This is a genomic window from Anaerostipes sp. 992a, from assembly GCF_001940245.1.
Classification (GTDB): Bacteria; Bacillota; Clostridia; order Lachnospirales; family Lachnospiraceae; genus Fimousia.
Map to the genome: position 1 here is coordinate 1 of NZ_MJIG01000005.1, position 21,491 is coordinate 21,491.

Annotated in this window: 27 protein-coding genes; 23 read left to right on the forward strand and 4 right to left on the reverse strand. The window is 40.2% G+C overall.

Annotated elements, in window-relative coordinates:
• On the forward strand, window positions 1–882 hold an 882-nt coding region (locus tag BHF69_RS11700), incomplete at its 5' end, for a transposase (protein WP_143249552.1).
• A 513-nt stretch (window positions 883–1,395) separates the two neighbouring features.
• Window positions 1,396–2,676: a group II intron reverse transcriptase/maturase gene (ltrA, locus tag BHF69_RS11705; RefSeq protein WP_158022527.1), complete on the forward strand. Its 1,281-nt coding sequence runs from the start codon at window positions 1,396–1,398 to the stop codon at window positions 2,674–2,676.
• A gap of 115 nt (window positions 2,677–2,791) precedes the next feature.
• On the opposite strand, the gene BHF69_RS11710 is transcribed toward ltrA, so the two are convergent.
• Window positions 2,792–3,571, reverse strand: coding sequence for an adaptor protein MecA (locus BHF69_RS11710; RefSeq protein WP_083651306.1), 780 nt, complete (start codon window positions 3,569–3,571; stop codon window positions 2,792–2,794).
• Window positions 3,572–3,866: 295 nt separating this feature from the next.
• On the opposite strand from BHF69_RS11710, the gene BHF69_RS11715 reads away from it, so the two are divergent.
• Window positions 3,867–4,079, forward strand: a complete 213-nt coding sequence (locus BHF69_RS11715) for a hypothetical protein (RefSeq protein WP_075671869.1) — start codon at window positions 3,867–3,869, stop codon at window positions 4,077–4,079.
• Window positions 4,080–4,130: 51 nt separating this feature from the next.
• Here BHF69_RS11715 and BHF69_RS11720 read toward each other — a convergent pair whose 3' ends face one another.
• Window positions 4,131–4,808 (reverse strand): N-acetylmuramoyl-L-alanine amidase, encoded by a 678-nt coding sequence (locus BHF69_RS11720; RefSeq protein WP_075672300.1) that lies wholly within the window; start codon window positions 4,806–4,808, stop codon window positions 4,131–4,133.
• Between the two features lie 115 nt (window positions 4,809–4,923).
• Here BHF69_RS11720 and BHF69_RS11725 point away from each other — a divergent pair, with 115 nt between their 5' ends.
• The 12 genes from BHF69_RS11725 (at window position 4,924) to BHF69_RS11780 (ending at window position 15,403) form a co-directional block, all read left to right on the forward strand.
• A complete protein-coding gene (locus tag BHF69_RS11725) occupies window positions 4,924–5,979 on the forward strand; it encodes an L-threonylcarbamoyladenylate synthase (protein WP_075671871.1) in 1,056 nt (351 codons plus the stop codon).
• Between the two features lie 12 nt (window positions 5,980–5,991).
• Window positions 5,992–6,432 carry an arsenate reductase/protein-tyrosine-phosphatase family protein gene (locus tag BHF69_RS11730; RefSeq protein ID WP_075671873.1) on the forward strand — a complete coding sequence of 147 codons (441 nt, stop codon included), beginning with the start codon at window positions 5,992–5,994 and terminating at the stop codon, window positions 6,430–6,432.
• Between the two features lie 23 nt (window positions 6,433–6,455).
• Window positions 6,456–6,887 (forward strand): ribose 5-phosphate isomerase B, encoded by a 432-nt coding sequence (gene rpiB, locus BHF69_RS11735; protein ID WP_075671875.1) that lies wholly within the window; start codon window positions 6,456–6,458, stop codon window positions 6,885–6,887.
• A 104-nt stretch (window positions 6,888–6,991) separates the two neighbouring features.
• A complete protein-coding gene (locus BHF69_RS11740; RefSeq protein ID WP_083651308.1) occupies window positions 6,992–8,401 on the forward strand; it encodes a uracil-xanthine permease family protein in 1,410 nt (469 codons plus the stop codon).
• Window positions 8,402–8,425: 24 nt separating this feature from the next.
• Complete coding sequence (locus tag BHF69_RS11745; RefSeq protein ID WP_075671879.1) at window positions 8,426–9,226, forward strand: FAD binding domain-containing protein; 801 nt, start codon at window positions 8,426–8,428, stop codon at window positions 9,224–9,226.
• Window positions 9,216–9,689, forward strand: coding sequence for a (2Fe-2S)-binding protein (locus BHF69_RS11750; protein ID WP_075671881.1), 474 nt, complete (start codon window positions 9,216–9,218; stop codon window positions 9,687–9,689). Before BHF69_RS11745 ends, BHF69_RS11750 begins: the two co-directional genes overlap by 11 nt.
• Window positions 9,690–9,692: 3 nt before the next feature.
• Complete coding sequence (locus BHF69_RS11755) at window positions 9,693–11,975, forward strand: xanthine dehydrogenase family protein molybdopterin-binding subunit (RefSeq protein ID WP_075671883.1); 2,283 nt, start codon at window positions 9,693–9,695, stop codon at window positions 11,973–11,975.
• Entirely contained in the window at window positions 11,965–12,579 is a 615-nt protein-coding gene (locus BHF69_RS11760) for a nucleotidyltransferase family protein (RefSeq protein ID WP_075671885.1), read from the forward strand. Before BHF69_RS11755 ends, BHF69_RS11760 begins: the two co-directional genes overlap by 11 nt.
• Window positions 12,580–12,585: 6 nt before the next feature.
• Complete coding sequence (gene yqeC, locus BHF69_RS11765) at window positions 12,586–13,254, forward strand: selenium cofactor biosynthesis protein YqeC (protein WP_075671887.1); 669 nt, start codon at window positions 12,586–12,588, stop codon at window positions 13,252–13,254.
• Window positions 13,251–14,294, forward strand: a complete 1,044-nt coding sequence (locus BHF69_RS11770; protein WP_083651310.1) for an XdhC family protein — start codon at window positions 13,251–13,253, stop codon at window positions 14,292–14,294. Before yqeC ends, BHF69_RS11770 begins: the two co-directional genes overlap by 4 nt.
• 93 nt (window positions 14,295–14,387) lie before the next feature.
• Window positions 14,388–14,972, forward strand: a complete 585-nt coding sequence (locus BHF69_RS11775) for a xanthine phosphoribosyltransferase (RefSeq protein WP_075671889.1) — start codon at window positions 14,388–14,390, stop codon at window positions 14,970–14,972.
• A 2-nt stretch (window positions 14,973–14,974) separates the two neighbouring features.
• Window positions 14,975–15,403, forward strand: a complete 429-nt coding sequence (locus BHF69_RS11780; RefSeq protein ID WP_075671891.1) for a PaaI family thioesterase — start codon at window positions 14,975–14,977, stop codon at window positions 15,401–15,403.
• A gap of 387 nt (window positions 15,404–15,790) precedes the next feature.
• Here BHF69_RS11780 and BHF69_RS11785 read toward each other — a convergent pair whose 3' ends face one another.
• Complete coding sequence (locus BHF69_RS11785) at window positions 15,791–16,174, reverse strand: DUF6120 family protein (RefSeq protein WP_075671893.1); 384 nt, start codon at window positions 16,172–16,174, stop codon at window positions 15,791–15,793.
• A gap of 8 nt (window positions 16,175–16,182) precedes the next feature.
• Window positions 16,183–16,545: a PadR family transcriptional regulator gene (locus tag BHF69_RS11790; protein WP_075671895.1), complete on the reverse strand. Its 363-nt coding sequence runs from the start codon at window positions 16,543–16,545 to the stop codon at window positions 16,183–16,185.
• Window positions 16,546–16,804: 259 nt separating this feature from the next.
• On the opposite strand from BHF69_RS11790, the gene BHF69_RS11795 reads away from it, so the two are divergent.
• The 8 genes from BHF69_RS11795 (at window position 16,805) to atpE (ending at window position 21,489) form a co-directional block, all read left to right on the forward strand.
• Window positions 16,805–17,347, forward strand: coding sequence for a hypothetical protein (locus tag BHF69_RS11795; protein ID WP_075671897.1), 543 nt, complete (start codon window positions 16,805–16,807; stop codon window positions 17,345–17,347).
• Window positions 17,348–18,082 (forward strand): hypothetical protein, encoded by a 735-nt coding sequence (locus BHF69_RS11800; protein WP_075671899.1) that lies wholly within the window; start codon window positions 17,348–17,350, stop codon window positions 18,080–18,082.
• 422 nt (window positions 18,083–18,504) lie between these two features.
• On the forward strand, window positions 18,505–18,894 hold the full coding sequence (locus BHF69_RS11805; RefSeq protein WP_075671901.1) for a hypothetical protein: 390 nt from the start codon (window positions 18,505–18,507) through the stop codon (window positions 18,892–18,894).
• 40 nt (window positions 18,895–18,934) lie between these two features.
• The gene (locus tag BHF69_RS11810) at window positions 18,935–19,618 is read left to right on the forward strand and encodes a hypothetical protein (RefSeq protein ID WP_075671903.1); all 684 of its coding nucleotides are present in this window, start codon (window positions 18,935–18,937) and stop codon (window positions 19,616–19,618) included.
• Between the two features lie 183 nt (window positions 19,619–19,801).
• The gene (locus BHF69_RS11815; RefSeq protein WP_242946157.1) at window positions 19,802–20,047 is read left to right on the forward strand and encodes an AtpZ/AtpI family protein; all 246 of its coding nucleotides are present in this window, start codon (window positions 19,802–19,804) and stop codon (window positions 20,045–20,047) included.
• Entirely contained in the window at window positions 20,028–20,432 is a 405-nt protein-coding gene (locus BHF69_RS11820) for a hypothetical protein (protein WP_075671907.1), read from the forward strand. Before BHF69_RS11815 ends, BHF69_RS11820 begins: the two co-directional genes overlap by 20 nt.
• A 12-nt stretch (window positions 20,433–20,444) precedes the next feature.
• Window positions 20,445–21,191 (forward strand): F0F1 ATP synthase subunit A, encoded by a 747-nt coding sequence (atpB, locus tag BHF69_RS11825; RefSeq protein ID WP_075671909.1) that lies wholly within the window; start codon window positions 20,445–20,447, stop codon window positions 21,189–21,191.
• A 28-nt stretch (window positions 21,192–21,219) separates the two neighbouring features.
• On the forward strand, window positions 21,220–21,489 hold the full coding sequence (atpE, locus tag BHF69_RS11830) for an ATP synthase F0 subunit C (RefSeq protein ID WP_075671911.1): 270 nt from the start codon (window positions 21,220–21,222) through the stop codon (window positions 21,487–21,489).
• Window positions 21,490–21,491 lie beyond the last annotated feature (2 nt).

Genomic DNA, 21,491 nt, shown 5'->3' on the forward strand with positions numbered 1-21,491 from the left:
AATACAAAGGAAGAAGAAATTCCAGAAGGAATTAAAACGCAGAAATGCAGTATCAGTGATCCGGAAAGCGGCTGGTTTCGTAAAGGCGAGCATAAACATGTTTTTGCCTATGCAGTGGAAACAGCTTGTGATAAACATGGCTGGATCCTGGGATACAGCATTCATCCGGGGAATGAACATGACAGCCGGACATTCAAAACACTTTATGACAAGATAAAGATCTATTCACCGGCTATGATCATAGCAGATGCCGGTTATCGTACACCAGCAATCGCCCATGAGTTGTTAGAAGATGGTATCGAGCCGCTGTTCCCATACAAAAGGCCAATGACAAAGGAAGGTTTTTTCCGAAAATATGAGTATGTATATGATGAGTATTATGACTGCTATATATGTCCGGAAAACCATATATTATCCTATCATACGACAAACAGGGAGGGTTATAGGGAATACGTAAGCTGCGGAGAAATATGTGCCAGTTGTCCAAATCTTCATAGATGTACGGAAAGCAAAGAACATATAAAAGTGATCACCCGCCATGTGTGGGAAGAATATATGGAGAAAGCAGAGGACATCAGGCATACACTTGGCAATAAACAGATATATGACTTAAGAAAGGAGACAATCGAGAGGATTTTCGGAACAGCCAAAGAGCAGCATGGATTTCGTTATACACAATACATAGGAAAAGCCCGGATGGAGATGAAAGCGGGGCTTACTTTTGCATGTATGAACCTGAAAAAACTGGCCAGGATACTGGCCAAAAGGGAAGAAAGAATCTCAACCATCCATAATATTTGGCGGTTATTAAAAGAAAAGTCATTTTTCAAAGAAAAGTGGTGCTGGAGATTATCTCCAGCACCAACTTTGTCTACAGTCTGAGGAGAAAATCCAATGATTTTCTCCTTTTTTTGTTTGCGCGCCATGGGCGCGCTCTAACGGGTGAAAGTCCCGAACACGCCTAGGCAACGAGGAAGTGTATAGCCGAACAGCAAGGGTGTCCATCGTGAGGTGGAATCTGAAGGAAGCTGTAAGCAAACTCTTGGTCCGACGGACAGAAATCACATATAAGGCTCGGAAATACGGATAAGTCTGCAAAAGGAGATGAAGTCCAAAAGTTGCTGGAAGTACGAGTAAATGTGGCGGATAGATGAGAGGAAAGAGCGTGCACCTTAAGCGTGGAGGTCTCACAGAGGTATCATCAGCCTAGTAACAACGAACTGTGAGAAATCAGCCGAGCCCATAGTAGTGAAGAAGTCTCTGTAATGGGGATGGAGTGAAGGGGCGAACAATCAATCAGTTTGAGTATGTCTCGTATTGCAGAAATGACAACATCTGCCGTAACCAATCGGGTAAAAGATGGTCAAATCAAGCGAGACGGAAAGGAAAGAACGCATGGACACAAGTAATCTAATGGAGCAGATATTATCTAGTGATAATCTCAACAGAGCATATCTGCAAGTCGTACGAAACAAAGGTGCAGAGGGAGTGGACGGAATGAAGTACACAGAACTCAAGGAACATCTTGCAAAGAACGGCGAAATCATCAAGGAACAGTTGAGGACAAGAAAATACAAACCTCAACCAGTACGAAGAGTGGAGATACCAAAGCCTGATGGTGGTGTCAGAAACCTAGGAGTACCAACGGTAACAGACAGATTTGTACAACAAGCCATTGCACAGGTACTAACACCAATCTATGAGGAACAATTCCATGACCACAGTTATGGATTCAGACCGAATAGGTGTGCACAACAAGCAATCCTAACAGCACTTGATATGATGAATGATGGTAATGATTGGATTGTAGACATTGACTTGGAAAAGTTCTTTGACACAGTAAATCATGACAAGCTGATGACCTTAATTGGAAGAACAATCAAGGATGGAGATGTCATCTCCATTGTGAGAAAGTATCTTGTCAGTGGAATTATGATTGATGATGAGTATGAAGACTCTGTAATAGGAACACCGCAAGGAGGAAATCTTTCTCCGCTATTAGCGAATATCATGCTCAATGAACTTGACAAAGAAATGGAAAAGCGAGGGCTCAATTTCGCGAGATATGCGGATGACTGTATCATTATGGTTGGGAGTGAAATGTCTGCAAATCGAGTAATGAGAAATATCTCTCGATTCATTGAGGAGAAACTAGGGCTTAAGGTCAACATGACAAAGAGTAAAGTGGATAAACCGCAAGGACTCAAATACCTTGGATTTGGATTCTATTTTGATTCAAGAGCACACCAATACAAGGCGAAGCCACATGCAAAATCAGTTGAGAAATTCAAGAAGAGGATGAAGGAACTCACCTGTCGTAGCTGGGGTGTAAGCAACAGCTACAAAGTGGAGAAACTCAATCAACTTATCAGAGGATGGGTTAACTACTTCAAGATAGGGAGTATGAAACATCTGTGCAGAGAAATGGATAAACATATCCGATTCAGACTTCGTATGTGTATATGGAAACAATGGAAAACACCACAAAACAGGGCAAAGAATTTAATGAAACTAGGCGTGCCCCAATGGGCAGCAAAGCGAACATCCTACGCTAAAGGGTTCGCAAGAGTATGTCGAGGTTCAGATGTATGCCAAGCTATAAGCAATAAGAGACTAACCTCATTCGGATTAGTCTCAATGTTAGATTACTACACCGAAAGGTGTGTTACTTGTTAAGTTGATTGAACCGCCGTGTACCGAACGGTACGCACGGTGGTGTGAGAGGTCGGAATTTCTCAATCAAGAGAAATTCCTCCTACTCGATTATTACATAAGAAATTTTTCGAATTTCTTACAGAGAAGACAATGTCTGAAGGGCATTGTGCTCCAGGATTTTTGTAAAATGTTCTTCAAAATATGCGGATGCACCATAACTATATGGGATACGCAGACCGAATTCAGAAAGAATATTGCCCATCTGATGGAAATCTTCCTGACAGTGTTCGCCTCGTTCCATAACCAGATAATAGAAGTTATCTTCCGGATCTTTATATAAGATATTCTCACCCTTGTATATGGTGCAGATCTTCATAGCTGCATTAATGGTCTGTGCCAGTGATGGGAAGCGATAGATTCGATGAGTTTCAGGCAGAGCTTCTTTTGCATCCTGCTTCTTTTTCTTCGGAATTTCTTTATCCAAATGTGTTCTTTCCAGAATGCGTCTGGTCTCTTTTAACATCGTATCCAGAGTGTAGGTGTCATCGTCATCTGCTGATTCATCATCAGAGATAGAGTCATCATCGCCATCTAGATTCAAGTCGGCAAGTGCTTCTAAAGGTTTTATATATTTTGAAAATTTATCATCAAGTTCTTCAGGATTATCCATTTTTGTAATAATGAGAACCAGTTTTTCAGAAGAAACCGGGATTGCTTCAATCATTAATGGAATATCTTCAGCTTCAAATCCAACTTCATCGGAGGCCTGAGCCATCATATCACGGAAAAGATCCTTGGCATTATCAGTACCAAAAGCTAATTCATTCAGAAGCACCTGATGTTCTTCCAGGTCTGATTTTGTCAAAATACATCGAATCTGATTTTCACTAATTCGTTCGATTCTCAATTTCCTCACATCCTTTCCTAAAGGTTAAAATAATACCATCTTATTAGATATAGTATAATGTGTGATTTTCGATGTGTAAAGCATTTCTTTTAAATTTCCAAAAAATTACAAATAAGAATTGCAAAAATTTACAATTATAGGTATAATAGGAGTTAGGAAGAAGCGCTGACTTTCTAGTACTATTATATGCTCAAATTTGAGATTGAAACCAATATATTATCACAGGCACCTTTGGTCTTTGCCGATAACCAGAAGGGAAGAGTGACAGGGAGTCGTACTTCCCCGGAGGTGAGAGGACATAGTGATGAAAAAGGAAGAGATTTATCATAGCGGCCAGTTGACTGATTTATATGAATCAGGACTGCAGATTCAGGTAGAGGATACGATGGTGAATGAGGAGAATCTGCTGCAGATGAATCGACTTGTCCGCGAAGAAGACTGTTATATGAAGGATTTTATTGAGAATGCAAAGGGGGAGATTTGTAAGGTACACTATATAAAAGTAACAGAACATTAATACATAGCCCGTATAAGCCATACTGAATTTACTTTATTTATGCCGCAGATGTTAATCTGCGGCTGTTTGAATATACTCTATAATGCCAAGGTGTAACATCCAGGCGATTTTTTTTTGGTAATCAGTATCCTTTAGCCAGGAGGCCTCCTCTGGATTGGAGAGAAAACCACATTCTACAATAACGGTGGTATAAGGATTGTCACGGAACAGATAATAATCGCTGTTTGCCTTGGGTAATCGATGGTTGGAAGGATCCATTTCCAGGAGCCTTTTTTGTAGGATTTCGGCCAGCTTTTTACTCTTTTTCATATTCTGACCATAGAATACCTGGGCACCGTGGGCGGATTGTGCCGAAAAGCTATTTTGGTGAATGCTGACGGTGGCAACTGGATTATTTTGAAATATAATTTCCTTTCGATTGGAAAGATCGGAAGCTTTTGAGTTGGTTGTAGAAGTGGACAGACCTTCATCGATTTCTCTTGTCATGATAACTCGTACATTGTTGACCGTTAGATATTGCTTTAGATATTGGGCAATTTTTAGGTTAATATCCTTTTCCAGAAGATTGCCAATACCAACTTTGCCGGGATCACTTCCCCCATGTCCGGCATCGATGACAACCGTAACAGGATCGGATGGCTTCATTAAAGTAGTGACCATATGATATCCCTGCCTGGAGCAGAAGAAGGAAAGTAACAGGAGGAAGATGGGAAAAATGATTCGTTTCATGAAAACCTCATAGAGATTGTTTTTCTTCAATATATGTTTTTCTATATGGGAAATATTCTTTTTCATTGTTCGGCATGATATCCTATGCTATAATATTTAATGGAAGGGAATGCTTATGTATACAAAAGTAATAAAAATAAATCAGGAACATATTGATAAAGCGGTATTGGAAGAGGCAGCTGACTGGATAAAGAGGAAAGAACTGGTGGCGTTTCCTACGGAAACGGTGTATGGATTAGGTGCCAATGGCCTGGATCCGGAAGCATCTGCCAAGATTTATGCAGCCAAGGGAAGGCCTTCTGATAATCCGCTGATTCTTCATATTTCAGATATGGATGAATTGGAGCCTTTGGTACAGGAGATACCGGGAGCTGCCAGAAAAGCGGCAGAGGCATTCTGGCCGGGACCGATGACAATGATTTTGAAAAAGTCAGAGATCGTTCCACTGGAGACGACTGGAGGATTATCTACTGTGGCCATTCGCATGCCAGATCATCCTATCGCACGGGCTTTGATTCGGGAAAGTGGATGTCCCATCGCAGCGCCAAGCGCGAATACATCTGGAAAGCCAAGTCCGACCAGGGCAGAGCATGTATTTGAAGATATGAATGGAAGAATTCCATGTATTTTAGATGGAGGAATGGTCGGGATTGGGATTGAATCTACGATTATTGATTTTTCAGAGAAGAAGCCGGTGATTTTAAGACCTGGCTTTATTACACCGAAGATGTTTGAGGAAGTCATTGGAATGCCGGTTGCTATTGATCCGGCCGTGATGGGTGGAGGTGCCAAGGGGATTGCACCAAAGGCACCAGGTATGAAGTATAAGCATTATGCGCCAAAGGCGGAACTGGTGCTGGTGTCCGGAGAAGAAGGGAAGGTGATTTCCTATATTAACCGGAAGGTCACAGAGGCCCATAGAAAAGGAGAAAGGATTGGTGTGATCGCAACGGATGAAACTGCTGACCGCTATCAGGGGGATGTTGTTTTATCCATTGGTACAAAGAGTTGTGATAGTACCATTGCCTATCATTTGTACGATGTGCTTCGGCGATTTGACCATGAAGAAGTGGATATGATTTATTCACAGGTATTTGAAACAGGAGAGAATGGATTTGCCATTATGAACCGGTTGACAAAGGCAGCTGGTTACGAAAGGATTGAGGTGTAAAGGAGGAAGAGGTTGAAATATATTTTTGTTAGTACCAATAATACTTGTCGAAGCTTTATGGCAGAAGTTGTATTGCGACAGAAGGTAGAGGAGAGTGAACTGGATTCTGTGGAGGTCAGTTCCAGAGGTCTGGTTGTATTATTTGAAGAGCCGGTCCATGTAAGAGCTGCCGACATTGTGCGTCAGCATGGATATAAGATATATGATTTTTTATCCTCCCAGCTTTTGCAGGAAGAGATAACGGACGATACCATTATCATTACTATGACGGAGGATCAGAAGAAAAAGGTTATGGAAAACTATGAGGGATTTTTAGAAGTCGCAACCATTTATGAATATGCAGGTGAAATTGGCGACATCAAGGACCCTTATGGAAAAAGCCAGGAAGAATACGAGTGCTGCTTTTTGCAAATACAGCAGCTTGTAGATAAAATATGGAAAACAAGATTTTAATATTCATTTAGGAGGAAGAAGACATGATAGCAATTGGCTGTGATCACGGCGGATACGCATTGAAACAGGAAATTATGGAACATTTAGAGGCAAGAGGGCTGGAGTATAAGGATTACGGATGTTATAGCGAAGAATCTGTGGATTATCCAGTATATGGAAAAGCAGTAGCCAACGCAGTTGCTTCTGGAGAATGTGAGAAGGGAATCTTGATCTGTGGAACTGGAATTGGTATTTCCATTACTGCGAATAAGGTAAAAGGAATCAGAGCTTCTCTTTGCGGTGACTGTTTTAGTGCTCAGGCAACAAGAGAACATAACGATGCTAATATTGTAGCTTTGGGAGCCAGAGTAACCGGCCCTGGTCTTGCGATCAAGATTGTGGATACATTCTTAGATACACCATTTTCTAATGATGAAAGACATATCAGAAGGATCAAGATGATCGAAGAAGATTAAGAATATATAAGGCCAGATGTCTTAAGTGGGCTTCTGGCTTTTCTTTTGTTACATAAAAATTTTGTGTGATGAAAATAAAACAAAAGGATGAATGGAGAGAGATTATGAATCATAAAGAAAACAAAAGTCAATATTCCAGTCCATATGATTTTTATGGGAAGATTCCACTGGGACAAGCCATCATATTAGGATTGCAGCATGTATTAGCCATGTTTGTTGGAAATCTGACACCGCTTTTGATCATTACTGGTGCCTGTGGCATGGGAGTGGGAAGTGAGTTTGCAGAGGTTCAGGTGGCATTACTTCAGAATGCCATGATCATAGCAGGCGTAGTTACTTTAGTGCAGTTATATGCCATTGGACCAGTCGGTGGAAAGGTTCCGATCATTATGGGAACCAGTTCTGGATTCATTGGGGTATTTAGCAATGTAGTGAACATTATGGGTGGAGGAATCTTAGGATATGGAGCTATCATGGGAGCATCCATGATAGGCGGTATTTTTGAAGGCGTGCTGGGATTTTGTCTGAAGCCTTTGCGTAAGTTTTTCCCACCAGTTGTTACTGGTACCGTAGTATTATCTATTGGTTTATCCTTGATCGCAGTAGGAATTTCTTCCTTTGGAGGAGGAAGCAGTGCTGCTGATTATGGTTCTATCGAAAATTTACTTTTGGGAACCATTGTGTTGATCGTGATTATTGCATTAAAACATGGAACAAAAGGATTTACCAGCTCATCCTCCATTCTGATCGGAATTATTGTAGGTTATATTATTGCTGCGATCATGGGAATGACACTTCCAACGACAGTTATGAATGCGGAAGGGCAGGAAGTAGCCAAGTCATGGGTATTAAACTGGGATAAAGTGGCACAGGCAAGCTGGTTTTCTGTACCGAAGTTTATGCCAGTCAAACCGATCTTTGATATTAGAGCCATTGTTCCGGTATTAGTGATGTTTGTGGTAACAGCAGTAGAAACCGTTGGCGATATTTCCGGTGTCATGGAAGGTGGAATGGGACGAGAAGCAAGTGATTCAGAATTATCCGGTGGAGTCATTTGTGATGGACTTGGTTCTACGGTTGCAGCATTCTTCGGAGTGCTTCCAAATACCTCTTTCAGCCAGAATGTAGGTCTGGTTACGATGACTAAGATTGTCAATCGATTTGCTCTGGCGTGTGGAGCAGTCTTCCTTATTTTGTGTGGATTATTGCCTAAATTAGCGGCATTGATCTCTATTATGCCACAGAGTGTTTTGGGAGGAGCAGCCGTCATGATGTTCTCTTCTATCGTAGTAAGTGGTATTCAGTTGATCACAAAGACAGAAGTAACAGGAAGAAATATTACGATTGTGTCTGTGGCACTGGGACTTGGATACGGAATTGGAGCCAACAGTGCAGTATTAGCAGGGCTTCCTGATATCATTCAGTATGTATTCGGTGGTTCTGGAATTGTACCTGCGGCAGCAGTAGCATTAGTGTTGAATATTATTCTTCCAAAAGAAGAAAATCAAAAATAGCAGAAAATTGGAGGGGATATTCCTATGCTGACATTTAATCAGTATCGAAAGGTGACTAGTTTAGAAGAAGCTTATGAATTAAATCAGAAAAAAGCCAATAAAATCATCGGAGGAATGCTCTGGATGAAAATGGGTGCAAGAAACATCGGCACTGCCATTGATCTTTCTGGTTTGGGTCTGGATAAGATTGAAGAAAAGGAAGATGAATTTTCCATTGGTTGTATGACCAGCTTAAGGGATTTGGAATTACATCCTGGGCTGGATGCTTATACTGGTGGAGCGATGAGAGAAAGTCTTCGTCATATCGTAGGCGTTCAGTTTCGAAATGTGGCAACCGTAGGAGGAAGTATTTTTGGACGATTTGGTTTTTCAGATGTGCTGACTATGTTCCTGGCCCTGGATTCTTATGTAGAATTGTATAAGGGCGGAATTGTTTCCATGGATCAGTTCGCTGCCATGGAAAGGGATAATGATATTCTGGTAAGGGTCATTGTGAAGAAGACTCCATTATCTGTGGCATATTTAAGCCATCGGAATACAAAGACGGATTTTCCTGTTATCGCATGTGCAGTGGCACAAACGGAGCAGGGAGTAAAGGCCGTCATTGGGGCAAGACCATATAAAGCCTGCATTGTTTGGGATAATGACGATATTCTAAAAGAAGGGATCAGTCTGGAGAGTGCCAAAGCCTTTGGAGAATATGTGGCAGATCATGTGAAAACTGGTTCTAATATGCGCGGAAGCAAAGAATACCGAAGTCATCTGATCAAAGTATTAGTACGACGTGGTTGTCAGGTGTTAGGAGGGGAACAGAATGCAAATTAAATTAGAGCTGAATGGAAAAAAGGTAACTGCGGAAATTGAAGCAGATATGCTCCTTTTGGATTTTGTCAGAACTCAGGGCTGTTATAGTGTAAAAAGAGGCTGTGAGACTGCCAACTGTGGTCTGTGTACGGTATTCCTGGATGACAAACCGGTATTATCCTGTTCTACTTTGGCTGCCAGAGCTGATGGAAGGAAGGTAACTACGTTGGAAGGACTTCAGGAAGAAGCTGCTGAATTTGGTGCGTTTATTGCCGATCAGGGAGCAGAGCAATGCGGATTCTGCAACCCGGGATTTATTATGAATGCATTGGCACTATTCCGTGAGAATCCATATCCAGATGAGGAAGAGATCAAAGAATATCTGGCAGGGAACTTATGCCGATGTTCTGGATATGAAGGACAGTTGCGGGGAATTTTAGCTTTTTTAGAATATAAGAAGAGTAAGGAACAGAAAGGGGAGTAGCAGATGAAAGTGGTAAATCAGCCAATTCGTAAAAAGGATGCTATGGCACTGGTAACAGGAAAGCCAGTCTATACCGATGACCTGGCACCGAAGGACTGTTTGATCGTAAAGCTTTTAAGAAGCCCTCATGCCCATGCATGGATTGAAGAGATTCAGACAGATCGGGCATGGAAGGTACCTGGCATTGAAGCTATCTATACCTATCAGGATGTTCCACAGAAAAGGTTTACTATGGCTGGACAGACCTATCCGGAGCCAAGTCCTTATGATCGACTGATCTTAGATCAGAGAGTTCGATATGTAGGAGATCCAGTGGTGATCGTAGCTGGAGAAACAGAAAAAGCCGTAGACAGGGCATTAAAGATGATTAAGGTGAAATACAAAGTATTAGAGCCGATTCTGGATTTTCATGATGCCAAGGACAGCGATATTCTGGTGCATCCAGAAGACAACTGGAAATCTTTATGTCCGGTAGGAGCAGATAATAAGCGGAATTTATGTGCTTCCGAAAAGGATAGTTATGGAGATATTGACCGGGTATTTGAAGAATGCGATGTTGTAGTAGAAGGAACCTACCATACCAAGGCAAATAACCAGGCCATGATGGAGACTTTCCGGACTTATACTTATATGGATACGTATGGACGTTTAAATGTGGTAAGTTCTACGCAGATTGTGTTTCACTTAAGAAGAATCCTGGGACATGCTTTGGATATTCCAAAGTCAAAGATCAGGGTTATGAAGCCTAGAATCGGTGGCGGTTTTGGTGCGAAACAGACCTCAGTAGCAGAGGTGTATCCGGCTTTTGTTACCTGGAAGACCGGGAAACCAGCCAAGATCATATATACCAGAGAGGAAAGTCAGGTTCAGGGATCTCCAAGACATGAGATGGAGGTTACCTGCAAGATTGGAGCCATGAAGGATGGGAAGATCCGTGGAATCAGTGTCTATACCTTATCCAATACGGGAGCATTTGGAGAACATGGACCTACGACTGTAGGGCTTTCCGGCCATAAGGCGATTTCTTTATATGGTGATCTGGAAGCGTATCGTTTTGATTATGATGTTGTCTATACCAACGTAGAAGCAGCAGGAGCATATCGTGGATATGGAGCGACACAGGGAATCTTTGCAGTGGAGTCTACCGTCAATGAACTGGCAGATAAGCTTCAGATAGACCCGATCCGCCTGCGGCAGATGAATATGGTAAAAGAAGGAGAGAAGATGCCTTCTTATTATGGAGAGACAGCTAACAGCTGTGCCTTGGATCGTTGCGTAGCGAGAGTCAAGGATATGATTGGTTGGGAGGAGAAGTTCCCATGTAGAGTTGTGGGAGATCATAAGGTACGAAGTGTGGGAATCTCCCTGGCAATGCAGGGTTCCAGCATCTCCAATGTGGATGTTGGTTCTGCCAACCTGAAATTAAATGATGATGGTTTCTATGTGCTTGGTATTGGAGCAGCAGATATGGGAACCGGATGTGATACCATATTGGCACAGATGGCAGCAGAAGTGCTGGAGTGTGATATTGACCGGATTGTCACGGTAGGAGCGGATACGGATATCTCTCCATACGATTCTGGATCTTATGCATCCAGTACCACCTATCTGACAGGAAAAGCAACAGAGGAAGCCGCAACAGAGCTTCGTAGAAGAATTGTGGAAGCAGGTGCCAAAACACTCGGTGTAGAGGCAGATCAGGTAGAGTTTGATGGCGACTTTGTTCGTTGTCTGGAAGATGGACGGGAGATTTCTCTTGTGGATCTGGCGACCGCATCCATGTGCAATAATAATACAGCTTTTCAGGTAACTGCTACCAAATCTTCCCCAGTTTCTCCACCGCCGTACATGGTGGGTGCAGTAGAAATCGAATTGGACAAAGAGACGGGGCATGTGGAAATCTTAGATTATGCAGCGGTGGTAGACTGCGGCACGGTAGTCAATCCAAATCTTGCCCGGGTTCAGACAGAAGGTGGAATCGTTCAGGGAATTGGTATGACGCTTTCAGAAGATATTACTTATAGTAAAAAAGGAAAACTATGGGAGAATTCCTTTATGCAGTATAAGATACCAACCCGGTTGGATATGGGAAAAATTCGTGTGGAATTTGAAAGCAGCTATGAACCAACAGGACCATTTGGGGCAAAATCCATCGGAGAAGTTGTCATCAATACTCCTCTTGGAGCATTGACCCATGCCATTTATAATGCCACAGGCATTCGATTCCATGAGCTTCCAATTACTCCGGAGAAGATTGCCATGGGAATTTTAGAACATGAAAGTTAAGATGATCTATCTGGCGGCTGGAAACAGTCGCCGGTTTTGTATATCCGAAGGAAAACGGACCAACAAATTATTATATCCATTTCATGGAAAGCCACTGTATCAACACGGACTGGATGCACTGATACAGGCTACCGAGCAAATGGAAGACACGAAAATCTATGTGGTAACGCAGTATAGGGAAATCTATGAATATGCAAAAGAGAAGGAAGGACTGATCGCAGTGTTTAGTCCAGAAAGCCGACAGGGCATGTCTTATACGATACGAAATGGATTAAAAGCTGCTGGCCAGGAAAAGGAGTCGTGCTATTACTTGTTTTTGACAGCAGATCAGCCGTTTATTACACCAGATACGATAAGGGGATTGATAGATGGGGTCAGAGAACAGGGAAAATCATTGGGGACCGTGATGTGCGATGGTGTTCCTGGCAATCCTGCCATCTTTCATAACCGATATTATGGTGAGCTAATGAAGCTTACCGGAGATCAGGGTGGAAGAAGGATCTTAAAGGTTCATCCAGAAGAAGTCTGGCAGTATCAGATGAAAAATCCCAAAGAGTTAAAGGATTTTGATTATTTTGAAGAAATGCTTGAGGAGAGCAGGTGAAAAAGCATGAAGATCTATGTGGCAGGATCAGGAGGAAAAACCTCATTGATCCACTATCTGGCAGAACAATATAGAAGAAAAAGAAAAAAAGTGTTGATTCTTACCACCACTCATATGATGGAAGAAGAGGGATGTCTGATATATGAAGATTCCCTGGAAGCATTTCATAAACAGATAGAAGAGATGCTTTGCAGGAGGGGTGTGGTCCAGGCAGGAAGAAAAGCACCAGGTGGGAAAATCTCCTGGATTGGCAGAGAAGCCTATAAGGTTTTAGAAGGATGTACAGATGTAACATTGATAGAAGCTGATGGCTCAAAGGGATTGCCGGCTAAGATGCCCAATTCCACGGAGCCGGTCATCCTGCCAGATGCCGATGAGATTTATGTAGTTTTTGGGCTTTCTGCTCTTGGAAAAAGGGCAGGAGATGTGTGTCATCGGATACAATTGGCAGAGAAAATCATAAAACCAGAAGAGATTTTGACAGAAGAAGCGGCTGCTCGTCTTCTAACGGAGGGCTATCTGAAGCCTTTAGAGGAACAATATCCGAAATCTGCTATAAAATTGGTTCTGAATCAGGCAGATTGTGATATAGTAAAAGAAAAAGGAGAGCAAGTTGCAAAAGAAACCGGGTATCCGGCATGGGTGGCCAGCTTGCGGCAGGAGTGTAAGGAATGAAGAAAAGAGAAATCTATCAGCTGCTTTGGAAGACCTTAAAGCAGGAAGAGAAAGCATCTACAGCAGTCATTACAAAGGGGAAAGATCAGGGAAGTAGAGCCGTATGGAATCCGAAGAAGGAGCTTTTGGGAACTTTTGGTCAAGCAACAGAAGCTTTATGGCAACAAGTAGTAGAGGAAATGGATGGAAAGAACGGTCTTAGGATGATCAATGGAGAAGAAGTGTTTGTAGAATATTTGACCAAACAGCCGAAGCTTGTCGTGTGCGGCGGAGGTCATATCTCCAAACCAATCTGTCAGATGGGGAAAATGCTTGATTTTCATGTGACCGTCGTAGACGACCGGGAAGAATTTGCTAATGAGGAACGATTTTTCATGGCGGATCAGGTCATTTGTTGTGACTATGAGGAGTTGCTTCATAAAGTGCCGTTTGCACCGAATACCTACTATATTGTTGTAACCAGAGGACATCGGGGAGATGCCTGTTGTGTCAGACAATTGCTTTCCTACCCATGCACCTATCTTGGGATGATCGGTAGTCGAAAAAAGGTGGCGATTACCAAGGAGAAGCTAAAGGCAGAGGGATTTACAGAAGAAGAGATTATGAGTCTCCATGCACCAATTGGGCTGAAGATCGGTGCGCAGACGCCGGCGGAAATTGCAGTGGGCATCCTGGCAGAAATCATCCAGGTGAAGAATGAAAAGGCAGATGGAGTCATGGAATCGGCAATCGGCCAGCAGCTGGAACAGGAAATGGCAGAAGGGATGATGCTTACTATCGTAGAAAAGAAGGGATCATCTCCAAGAGACGTGGGAAGCCGGATGTGGATATGTGCAGATGGACATATGGAAGGAAGCATCGGCGGAGGCAATGCGGAATATATGGCGATACAGGAGGCAATGGAGAATCTGAAAAAGGAGCATAAGCAGCAGATCTGGCAGCAGGTATTTGATATGACGAACCGGGAAAGTGCCAATACGGGAATGATCTGTGGCGGGACTGTAAAGGTTCTGTTTGAGTATTTGCCAGTGAAAGAATGAAAATGAAGAAATCATATTGAGAATGACGCATAAGGTATGCTATAGTAGAAGAAAACTTGTAATACAAGTGATGAGAGGTAAGGAGCAATTCGTATGCAATTATTAAAAGACAGAATCAGAAAAGATGGAATTATCAAGCAGGGCAATGTCTTAAAGGTAGACAGCTTTTTGAACCATCAGATGGATATTGAATTATTTCAGGAAATTGGAAAGGAATTCAAGAAAAGATTTGCCGGTGAGGAGATCAATAAGATTTTAACCATAGAAGCATCAGGAATCGGAATTGCCTGTGTGGTGGCACAGGAATTTGGAGTGCCGGTGTTATTTGCTAAGAAATCAAAGACAAAAAACATCAGTGGAGAGGTTTATACAAGTAAAGTAGAATCTTTTACCCATGGAAGAATCTATGATATTATCGTCTCTAAGGATTTTCTTGGAGAAGGAGATAAGGTATTATTGATCGATGACTTTTTAGCCAATGGAAAGGCATTAGAAGGTCTGGCTGCATTGGTAGAGGAATCCGGAGCCGAACTGGTGGGAGCTGGTGTTGTCATCGAAAAAGGCTTTCAGATTGGCGGAAAGCTGATCCGAGACAGAGGCATTCATCTGGAATCTTTGGCTATTGTAGATGATATGGACTGGAGAAGTGGTAAGATCGTATTCCGGGGAGAGGAATAGTTATGGATTACGATAAGCTGAAAGAACAGAGAAATCACCAGGGTGGCCATGCACAGGATATGAATATGAAGATTCTTGAAGTAGGGCTGGGAACTGCAGTAGGAAGAATGGAGATTGAGGATCGGATGCTGAATCCATATGGAGCCATCCATGGAGGCGTGTTATTCTCTCTTGCAGATACGGTAGGAGGAACAGCTGCATTAAGTCGAGGATTTTACATTGTAACTTCCACAGGAACCATCAATTACCTACGCGGGACCAGAAGATCCAGAGTCATTACGGCTACGGCAGAAGAAGTCAAAGCGGGAAAGACGCTGAGTATTTATGACGTTTCCATGAAGGACGAACACGATCGTCTGGTGGCCAAGGCAGTGATGACCTATTACAGCCTGGGAGCGGCCATTGGGCAGGATGAAAAAATTGATTATTAGAAAGTTTTAGAAAAAAAGATGGAGGGAAATTCCCTTCATCTTTTTTGCAGATTATACAACAAAACCACTTGATATGGTAAATGTTAGTCTATGCTTATGATAATTTTCCTGATGCATTGCAGTGCAACGTTACTATTTTTGTTTTGGTTTGTGACACTCCATAAGATTGTGCCGTCAGAAGACTTATAAGTTACTGTTTTTTTACCACTTTTACTGCTACTTCTTTCCAGTAGCATGGCTTCTTCCAGTATTGTTTCATAATAAGTTCCATCATCTAAATATTCAATATTTACAATAGAATCTTCTTCTAATGCATATATATTCGTGGATGGTAACCCACAAAATACCAGACATAAAGCTCCTGTTAAAAAAATTTTTTTAACATAATCATTCTCCCTCTATGATCACTGTCTCTTCATATGCAATATGTTCCTTTTGTGCTTGATGGTAATCACAGTAGGCCAGATAATAACAATATCCGTTGAATAAGATTACAGATGCGAGAATAAATGTCAGGCAACTTCTTATATATTTTTTAATCTTCAGATGATGGAATAAATAAGATTCATTGATCTCTGAAAAATAATCAGATATGACAGAAGATGGGGCACCAAATTCTGCGACAATATCATCATAGCACAGTGTATCTTTTTCTCCGGAAAATTCCATTATATGCATCTCTAATTCTTTTAGATATTGCTTTTCCAGCTTCCCATGAATAGGAAAAAGCACTTTTACCGATTTTATATATTCCTTCACTACTTTACTCATAATTCCCCTCATTCATTTTCTTGTGAAATTTCAGGTTCCTTAAGGTTGATTGATAAGATCTTGTGTACACCTGACTGCACTTTATGATAATCATCGAGTAGAGAATGAAAGTAAGTAATCCCATCTTCCTCTAAATGATAATATTTTCTCATCAATCTTTTTCCGGCAGGCTTCTGATAATCGGTTACATATCCTTGCTCTACCAATCGGTATAGTATGGGATACAATGCACCTTCGGTTACTGTAATCAAACCTTCGGATTGCTGCTTGATCTTTTGTGTCATCTGATAACCGTAGCAATCTTCCGTATTTAACAGTGATAATAATAATAATTCAATAGTTCCCTTTTTAAAAGAATTTTTATTGGCCATATAAACATCCTTTCTTCAAAATATATTATATATTAATATGAAAGAAAATCAATATATTAGAATCTAATATGATATTGACAGAAATTGTTATTATTGGTAATATTATTTTATAAAGAAAGATGTTTGAAGAATGAAGGTTTTATTTATTGTGCAAGGGGATGATGCTTTATGGAAAAATAAAAAATCCATACAAAACAAATGGCGGCAAACCAACATCTGAGAAATCAGATAACTGAAAAAAATTAAAGTAATACTGTCAATGATTGCTATAATTTGTGTAGTTATAATCTTAGGGGTATATATTGGTCAGAAAAGTATAGGTGCAAATACGTTTACTGGTAAATATACAACAGGTAATTTAACGTGGAAATTTGCAGGATCGTATTCTAAAACAACTCAGGAAAAGTTGATTGCATATCCAAAAAAATGGTCTGCTCTTTCAAGTAACTTAAATTTAACGAAGGAAGGGGATAGTTACAAATATTCAAGATTCAGAATAAGATACAATTTAACCAAACCACCTCTTGTGGGATTGCTGGGACAGACATTTCTTTTTACAAAAGAGGGGAGTGAATTGGGAATTAATGATCGTTGGTGGAAAGTAACATGTTCGGTATATAAAAATTCATCTGCAAGTTCAGTCAATAAACATGCTACATTAATTCATGAGGCAGGTCATGCTTTCAGTATGGCTCATTGTAGTCATAGCGAAAAACAGCATATTATGCATCAAGGATTAAAAAGTTATACTGCAGTATCCAGTTATGAAAAAGATGAGTTGAGAAAGAAATGGGGAAAATAGATGAAAAAGAAAGTATTTGTGATGACAATTATGGTTGGTATCATGCTTATGCTGTGTTCTTGTGGAAAGAGTGAGTCAGTTGCTAAATTAAAAGATATTCCGATTCAGTCAGAATGTATTCTATTTGATTACCAAGAGCTGAAGGAGACTTCTAAGTTAATCGTAAAAGCAAAAATTATGGATGATCTTTCGAAAGAGAATAGTGTAATAGAAATGGATACCGAAGACACTGATTCTATATCAAGTGCTTATAGTTTGAGAAATATAGAACTTTTGGAGATCTATGGAGGGGATAATGCTGATCAATTTCAGTCAGGTGATAAACTGACAATTATAGATAATGCAGCAATTCATGATAATAATTATATCCATATAGAGGGGTATGAAAAGCTAGAAAAAGGACAGATATATATTTTATATTTAAGCAATGATACGGCTAGTGGTGACTATTCAATTATCAGTGCTAATAATGGAAAAGTGGAGTTCGATAAAGTGAATCAGTTGGAAGGCGATGAATTTGAAATTGCTGTAAAAACTCTAGTTGAATTTGAGAGCGATGCTACTGAAAACGAAAAACAGGAACTACTAAACTCCAGTGTGGAAAAAGCAGAATTAGAAAAAGCAAAATTAAAAAAACAGGAGATTAAAGTTGATTCAAGTGATATTTCTATCAATTATATTCAAGAGTCATCCAATACAGTCCTTGTTGAGGTTCTGAATTCTGATTTATTGTAGTTCGGGTAAATGGAGTTAATGAAATGGAAGAAGTGATGCTTTATGAAATAATAAAAATCCATACAAAACAAATGGTGGCAAACCAATATCTGAGAAATCAGATGAATGTAATGTATGAGAGACTTTAATGATACTATTAATATGGCAAGAAATTAAAAGGAGATGGGTATGATAATAAGTGACAAAAATATATTTAAAAGTATGTATAATAAGGAGGCGGGAACAATTTTATCAAGGTCAATGTGCTGTTGTAAGAGGGACAGAAACTGAAGTTTGTCAGATTCATAAATTTCCTGGCAATCTGAAAAAATATCTGCCAAAGAAAGCTGATTGTATAAAGGCTATGGCGTTTCACAAATGCCTAGTAAACAAATTAGAAATTGAGGTGAGAATATGAAGAAACATATAGTACTGTAATAGAAATGGAGGATGACATAGATTCATCTATAAATACATTTTCTTCATTAGAAAATGAAGAAAATAATGTATTTTGGAAAGCTACAGTAAAAATAGTATATACAATTTCTGGTGAATATGTGCAATTAACAAAAGTTACTGGGAGTTGGGTGCAATTAAGGGGAGCTACTACTTTATCCAATAGAAGGGTTTATTATGGACAAAGTTATCTAGCTTCAAATAGTGCAACTGGTTCCAAAAAGCCATCTAAAAATAGTTTTTCATATTCAACTGGTTTTAAAAAAGGAAGATATATCTATAATAAAAGTGTTATTGGAGCAAATACAACAGCAACTATTACATTATCAGGAGGAAGCAAAAGAACAATTGAAGCAAGAGCAGATAAAAATTTATAAAACAGATTTTATAGTTCAGTGATAGGAGGTGTCTGATAAGTTGATAATTCTGATTGCCGGTGGAGTATTGATAGGTTTTTTGTTGATTACATATAATCAATTTACACATAAAAAGGAAAGCAATGATAGTTTTTTTGCGTATTTACGTGTTTTCCCCAGAGTGCTTGTTTTTGTCTGTACCATTATAGTTCTTGTGAGTGGAATAGTGTTGGATCTTCGTGATCGATGTGTTACAGAGCATATAGAAACAAAAGGAACATTTAAGAAAACGTTTAAAATGGAAGAATATTCCCAAAAAGAGTTTAAACGGCGGTATCCGGATCTGTATAGAGCCACTATGAAAATGGGGAAACTTGAAGGATATCGTAAATATCAAAAAGAGCAAAATGATTTTTGTTATACTTATTATATCAATACGGGAAAATATGATTCCGCACATCCAGCACTTCTTTTATTTGTTGAATATTTGGATGATATCGAATATCAATATTATACAAATCGGGTGGATTTTTATATGGGAAAAGGAAGGCACCATGGATATGCAGAAACAATGGATGCTTCTAAATGCTATTGTGTCATAGCGAATGGAAATCTGGATCGTCTCGAATACATTGATTATGAAGCTGCGTTCTATACGGATAAAAAGCAGCAGGAGCAGGATTTAGAAGAGCATCACTATAAAGGTGCAGTGAAAATAGAGCAGATACGTTTACAATTTCATTAAGAGTGATATTTGGAAGGGAGTTTCATCAATTTCCTTCCTTTCTTTTTCTCATAGCCATAAAATTACAGTGGATATATTTTGGTATAAATGCTATAATATGCAAATGAGGATCAAATGAGGAAATAGTAAAAAATCATAAAGAACCTCTCTATATGTGGGTGAATACTTCCGAGAAGGAGGAGCATGATGAAGAAGAATCATACGGTATTAAAAACGTTATCATTGGTGACCCAGTTGGGGATTACGATGCTTACGTCTATTTTCATGTGTATGTTTGTCGGGCTCTGGCTGGATGAGAAGTTTTCGACCCATTTTTTTATTCCTTTTTTACTGTTAGGGATAGGAGGCGGTGTCCGGGGCTCCTATACTCTAATAAAGAATGCAAGTGATGAAGAAAAGGAGTCAGACAATGATGAAAAGAAAGCTTAGAGAGATGAATGAGACCCTGTTAGATTTGGTGATCGGAGTCATAATCTTTGGAGTGGTGGCTGGAATTTTGGGTATGATAATAACGAAGGGAAACATCTGGTATTTGCTTGGAGTAATCGCAGGTGTCTGTGTTTCTGTTGGAATCAGCTTTCATATGCTCTATTCCATTGAAGGGGCATTGGATATGGATCCAAAGACGGCGAATGGCTACATGATGAAGCGGGCATTGTTTCGTTTTTTCGTTATGGCTGTGACAGCAGTAATTGCCATGAAGATTCATTTTTCCTGTTTTCTGGGGGTTATCGTTGCATTATTGGGGATAAAAGTATCCGCTCTTATGCAACGATTTACGAATCATTATATTACGAAAAAAATAATAAAGTAAGGAGGAGATGCTATGGGATTTTGTATGGCCAATCTGATCTCAGGAATGAGCGGCATGTCAATGTTAGCGGATAATGATGTGGATTTCATGGTCCATTATCTGGTTCCGGTCAAGGTATTTGGTCAGCAGGTGTGGATTACCACGACCCATGTTACGACGTTGATTGTTGCATTGACCATTCTGATCTTTGCACTGGCAGCCAGAAGAAGCATCCTAAAGGGATATGAAGTGCCCAATGGATTTCAGAACTTCATTGAGTTTCTGGTTGAGACATTGGACAATGTAGTGCACAGCAGTATGGGGCGTCATGCCAAGAACTTTGTCAACTATATTGGAACGATCATGCTGTTTATTTTTATTTCCAATATATCCGGACTCTTTGGCTTAAGACCGCCGACTGCCGATTATGGAACAACACTGGCACTGGCATTGCTTACATTTATTCTGATTCAGTACAGTGCCATTAAGACGAGTAAGTTTCGAGTTATTACAAACTTATTCAAGCCAATTCCGTTGTTGTTCCCGATCAATCTGATTGGTGAGTTTGCAACACCATTATCACTTTCACTGCGTTTGTTCGGTAACGTTATGGCCGGAACGATCATGTTGGGATTGTGGTATGGTCTGCTCCCTATTTTTGCAAAATTAGGGGTGCCGACATTTTTACATGCATATTTTGACTTGTTCTCAGGAGCAATTCAGACATATGTATTCGCCATGTTGACGATGGTATTTATTACAGATAAGCGTGATGCTTAGAAAATGAATATTTAAGGAGGAAATTACTATGAGTAATATTACAAACGAAGGTTTAGTTTTAGCATGTTCAGCAATCGGAGCAGGTTTAGCATTGATCGCAGGTATCGGACCTGGTATTGGACAGGGATATGCAGCTGGACAGGGTGCTGCAGCAGTAGGACGTAATCCTGGTGCAAGAGGGGATATTACATCTACCATGTTATTAGGACAGGCTGTAGCAGAAACAACAGGTCTGTATGGATTGGTTATTGGATTGATCTTATTATATGCAAATCCATTATATGCAAAATTAGGATAAGA

What these genes read in the sequence shown, in the direction of transcription:
- BHF69_RS11795 (WP_075671897.1), top strand. Translation starts at nt 16,805, where the DNA reads ATGATTGCTATAATTTGTGTAGTTATAATCTTAGGGGTATATATTGGT.
- yqeC (WP_075671887.1), top strand. Translation starts at nt 12,586, where the DNA reads ATGAAGATCTATGTGGCAGGATCAGGAGGAAAAACCTCATTGATCCAC.
- BHF69_RS11720 (WP_075672300.1), bottom strand. Translation starts at nt 4,808, where the DNA reads ATGAAACGAATCATTTTTCCCATCTTCCTCCTGTTACTTTCCTTCTTC.
- BHF69_RS11760 (WP_075671885.1), top strand. Translation starts at nt 11,965, where the DNA reads ATGAAAGTTAAGATGATCTATCTGGCGGCTGGAAACAGTCGCCGGTTT.
- BHF69_RS11815 (WP_242946157.1), top strand. Translation starts at nt 19,802, where the DNA reads ATGATGAAGAAGAATCATACGGTATTAAAAACGTTATCATTGGTGACC.
- rpiB (WP_075671875.1), top strand. Translation starts at nt 6,456, where the DNA reads ATGATAGCAATTGGCTGTGATCACGGCGGATACGCATTGAAACAGGAA.
- ltrA (WP_158022527.1), top strand. Translation starts at nt 1,396, where the DNA reads ATGGACACAAGTAATCTAATGGAGCAGATATTATCTAGTGATAATCTC.
- BHF69_RS11745 (WP_075671879.1), top strand. Translation starts at nt 8,426, where the DNA reads ATGCTGACATTTAATCAGTATCGAAAGGTGACTAGTTTAGAAGAAGCT.
- BHF69_RS11755 (WP_075671883.1), top strand. Translation starts at nt 9,693, where the DNA reads ATGAAAGTGGTAAATCAGCCAATTCGTAAAAAGGATGCTATGGCACTG.
- BHF69_RS11725 (WP_075671871.1), top strand. Translation starts at nt 4,924, where the DNA reads ATGTATACAAAAGTAATAAAAATAAATCAGGAACATATTGATAAAGCG.
- BHF69_RS11775 (WP_075671889.1), top strand. Translation starts at nt 14,388, where the DNA reads ATGCAATTATTAAAAGACAGAATCAGAAAAGATGGAATTATCAAGCAG.
- BHF69_RS11740 (WP_083651308.1), top strand. Translation starts at nt 6,992, where the DNA reads ATGAATCATAAAGAAAACAAAAGTCAATATTCCAGTCCATATGATTTT.
- BHF69_RS11780 (WP_075671891.1), top strand. Translation starts at nt 14,975, where the DNA reads ATGGATTACGATAAGCTGAAAGAACAGAGAAATCACCAGGGTGGCCAT.
- BHF69_RS11785 (WP_075671893.1), bottom strand. Translation starts at nt 16,174, where the DNA reads ATGAGTAAAGTAGTGAAGGAATATATAAAATCGGTAAAAGTGCTTTTT.
- BHF69_RS11800 (WP_075671899.1), top strand. Translation starts at nt 17,348, where the DNA reads ATGAAAAAGAAAGTATTTGTGATGACAATTATGGTTGGTATCATGCTT.
- BHF69_RS11790 (WP_075671895.1), bottom strand. Translation starts at nt 16,545, where the DNA reads ATGGCCAATAAAAATTCTTTTAAAAAGGGAACTATTGAATTATTATTA.
- BHF69_RS11820 (WP_075671907.1), top strand. Translation starts at nt 20,028, where the DNA reads ATGATGAAAAGAAAGCTTAGAGAGATGAATGAGACCCTGTTAGATTTG.
- atpE (WP_075671911.1), top strand. Translation starts at nt 21,220, where the DNA reads ATGAGTAATATTACAAACGAAGGTTTAGTTTTAGCATGTTCAGCAATC.
- BHF69_RS11770 (WP_083651310.1), top strand. Translation starts at nt 13,251, where the DNA reads ATGAAGAAAAGAGAAATCTATCAGCTGCTTTGGAAGACCTTAAAGCAG.
- BHF69_RS11750 (WP_075671881.1), top strand. Translation starts at nt 9,216, where the DNA reads ATGCAAATTAAATTAGAGCTGAATGGAAAAAAGGTAACTGCGGAAATT.
- atpB (WP_075671909.1), top strand. Translation starts at nt 20,445, where the DNA reads ATGGGATTTTGTATGGCCAATCTGATCTCAGGAATGAGCGGCATGTCA.
- BHF69_RS11805 (WP_075671901.1), top strand. Translation starts at nt 18,505, where the DNA reads ATGGAGGATGACATAGATTCATCTATAAATACATTTTCTTCATTAGAA.
- BHF69_RS11715 (WP_075671869.1), top strand. Translation starts at nt 3,867, where the DNA reads ATGAAAAAGGAAGAGATTTATCATAGCGGCCAGTTGACTGATTTATAT.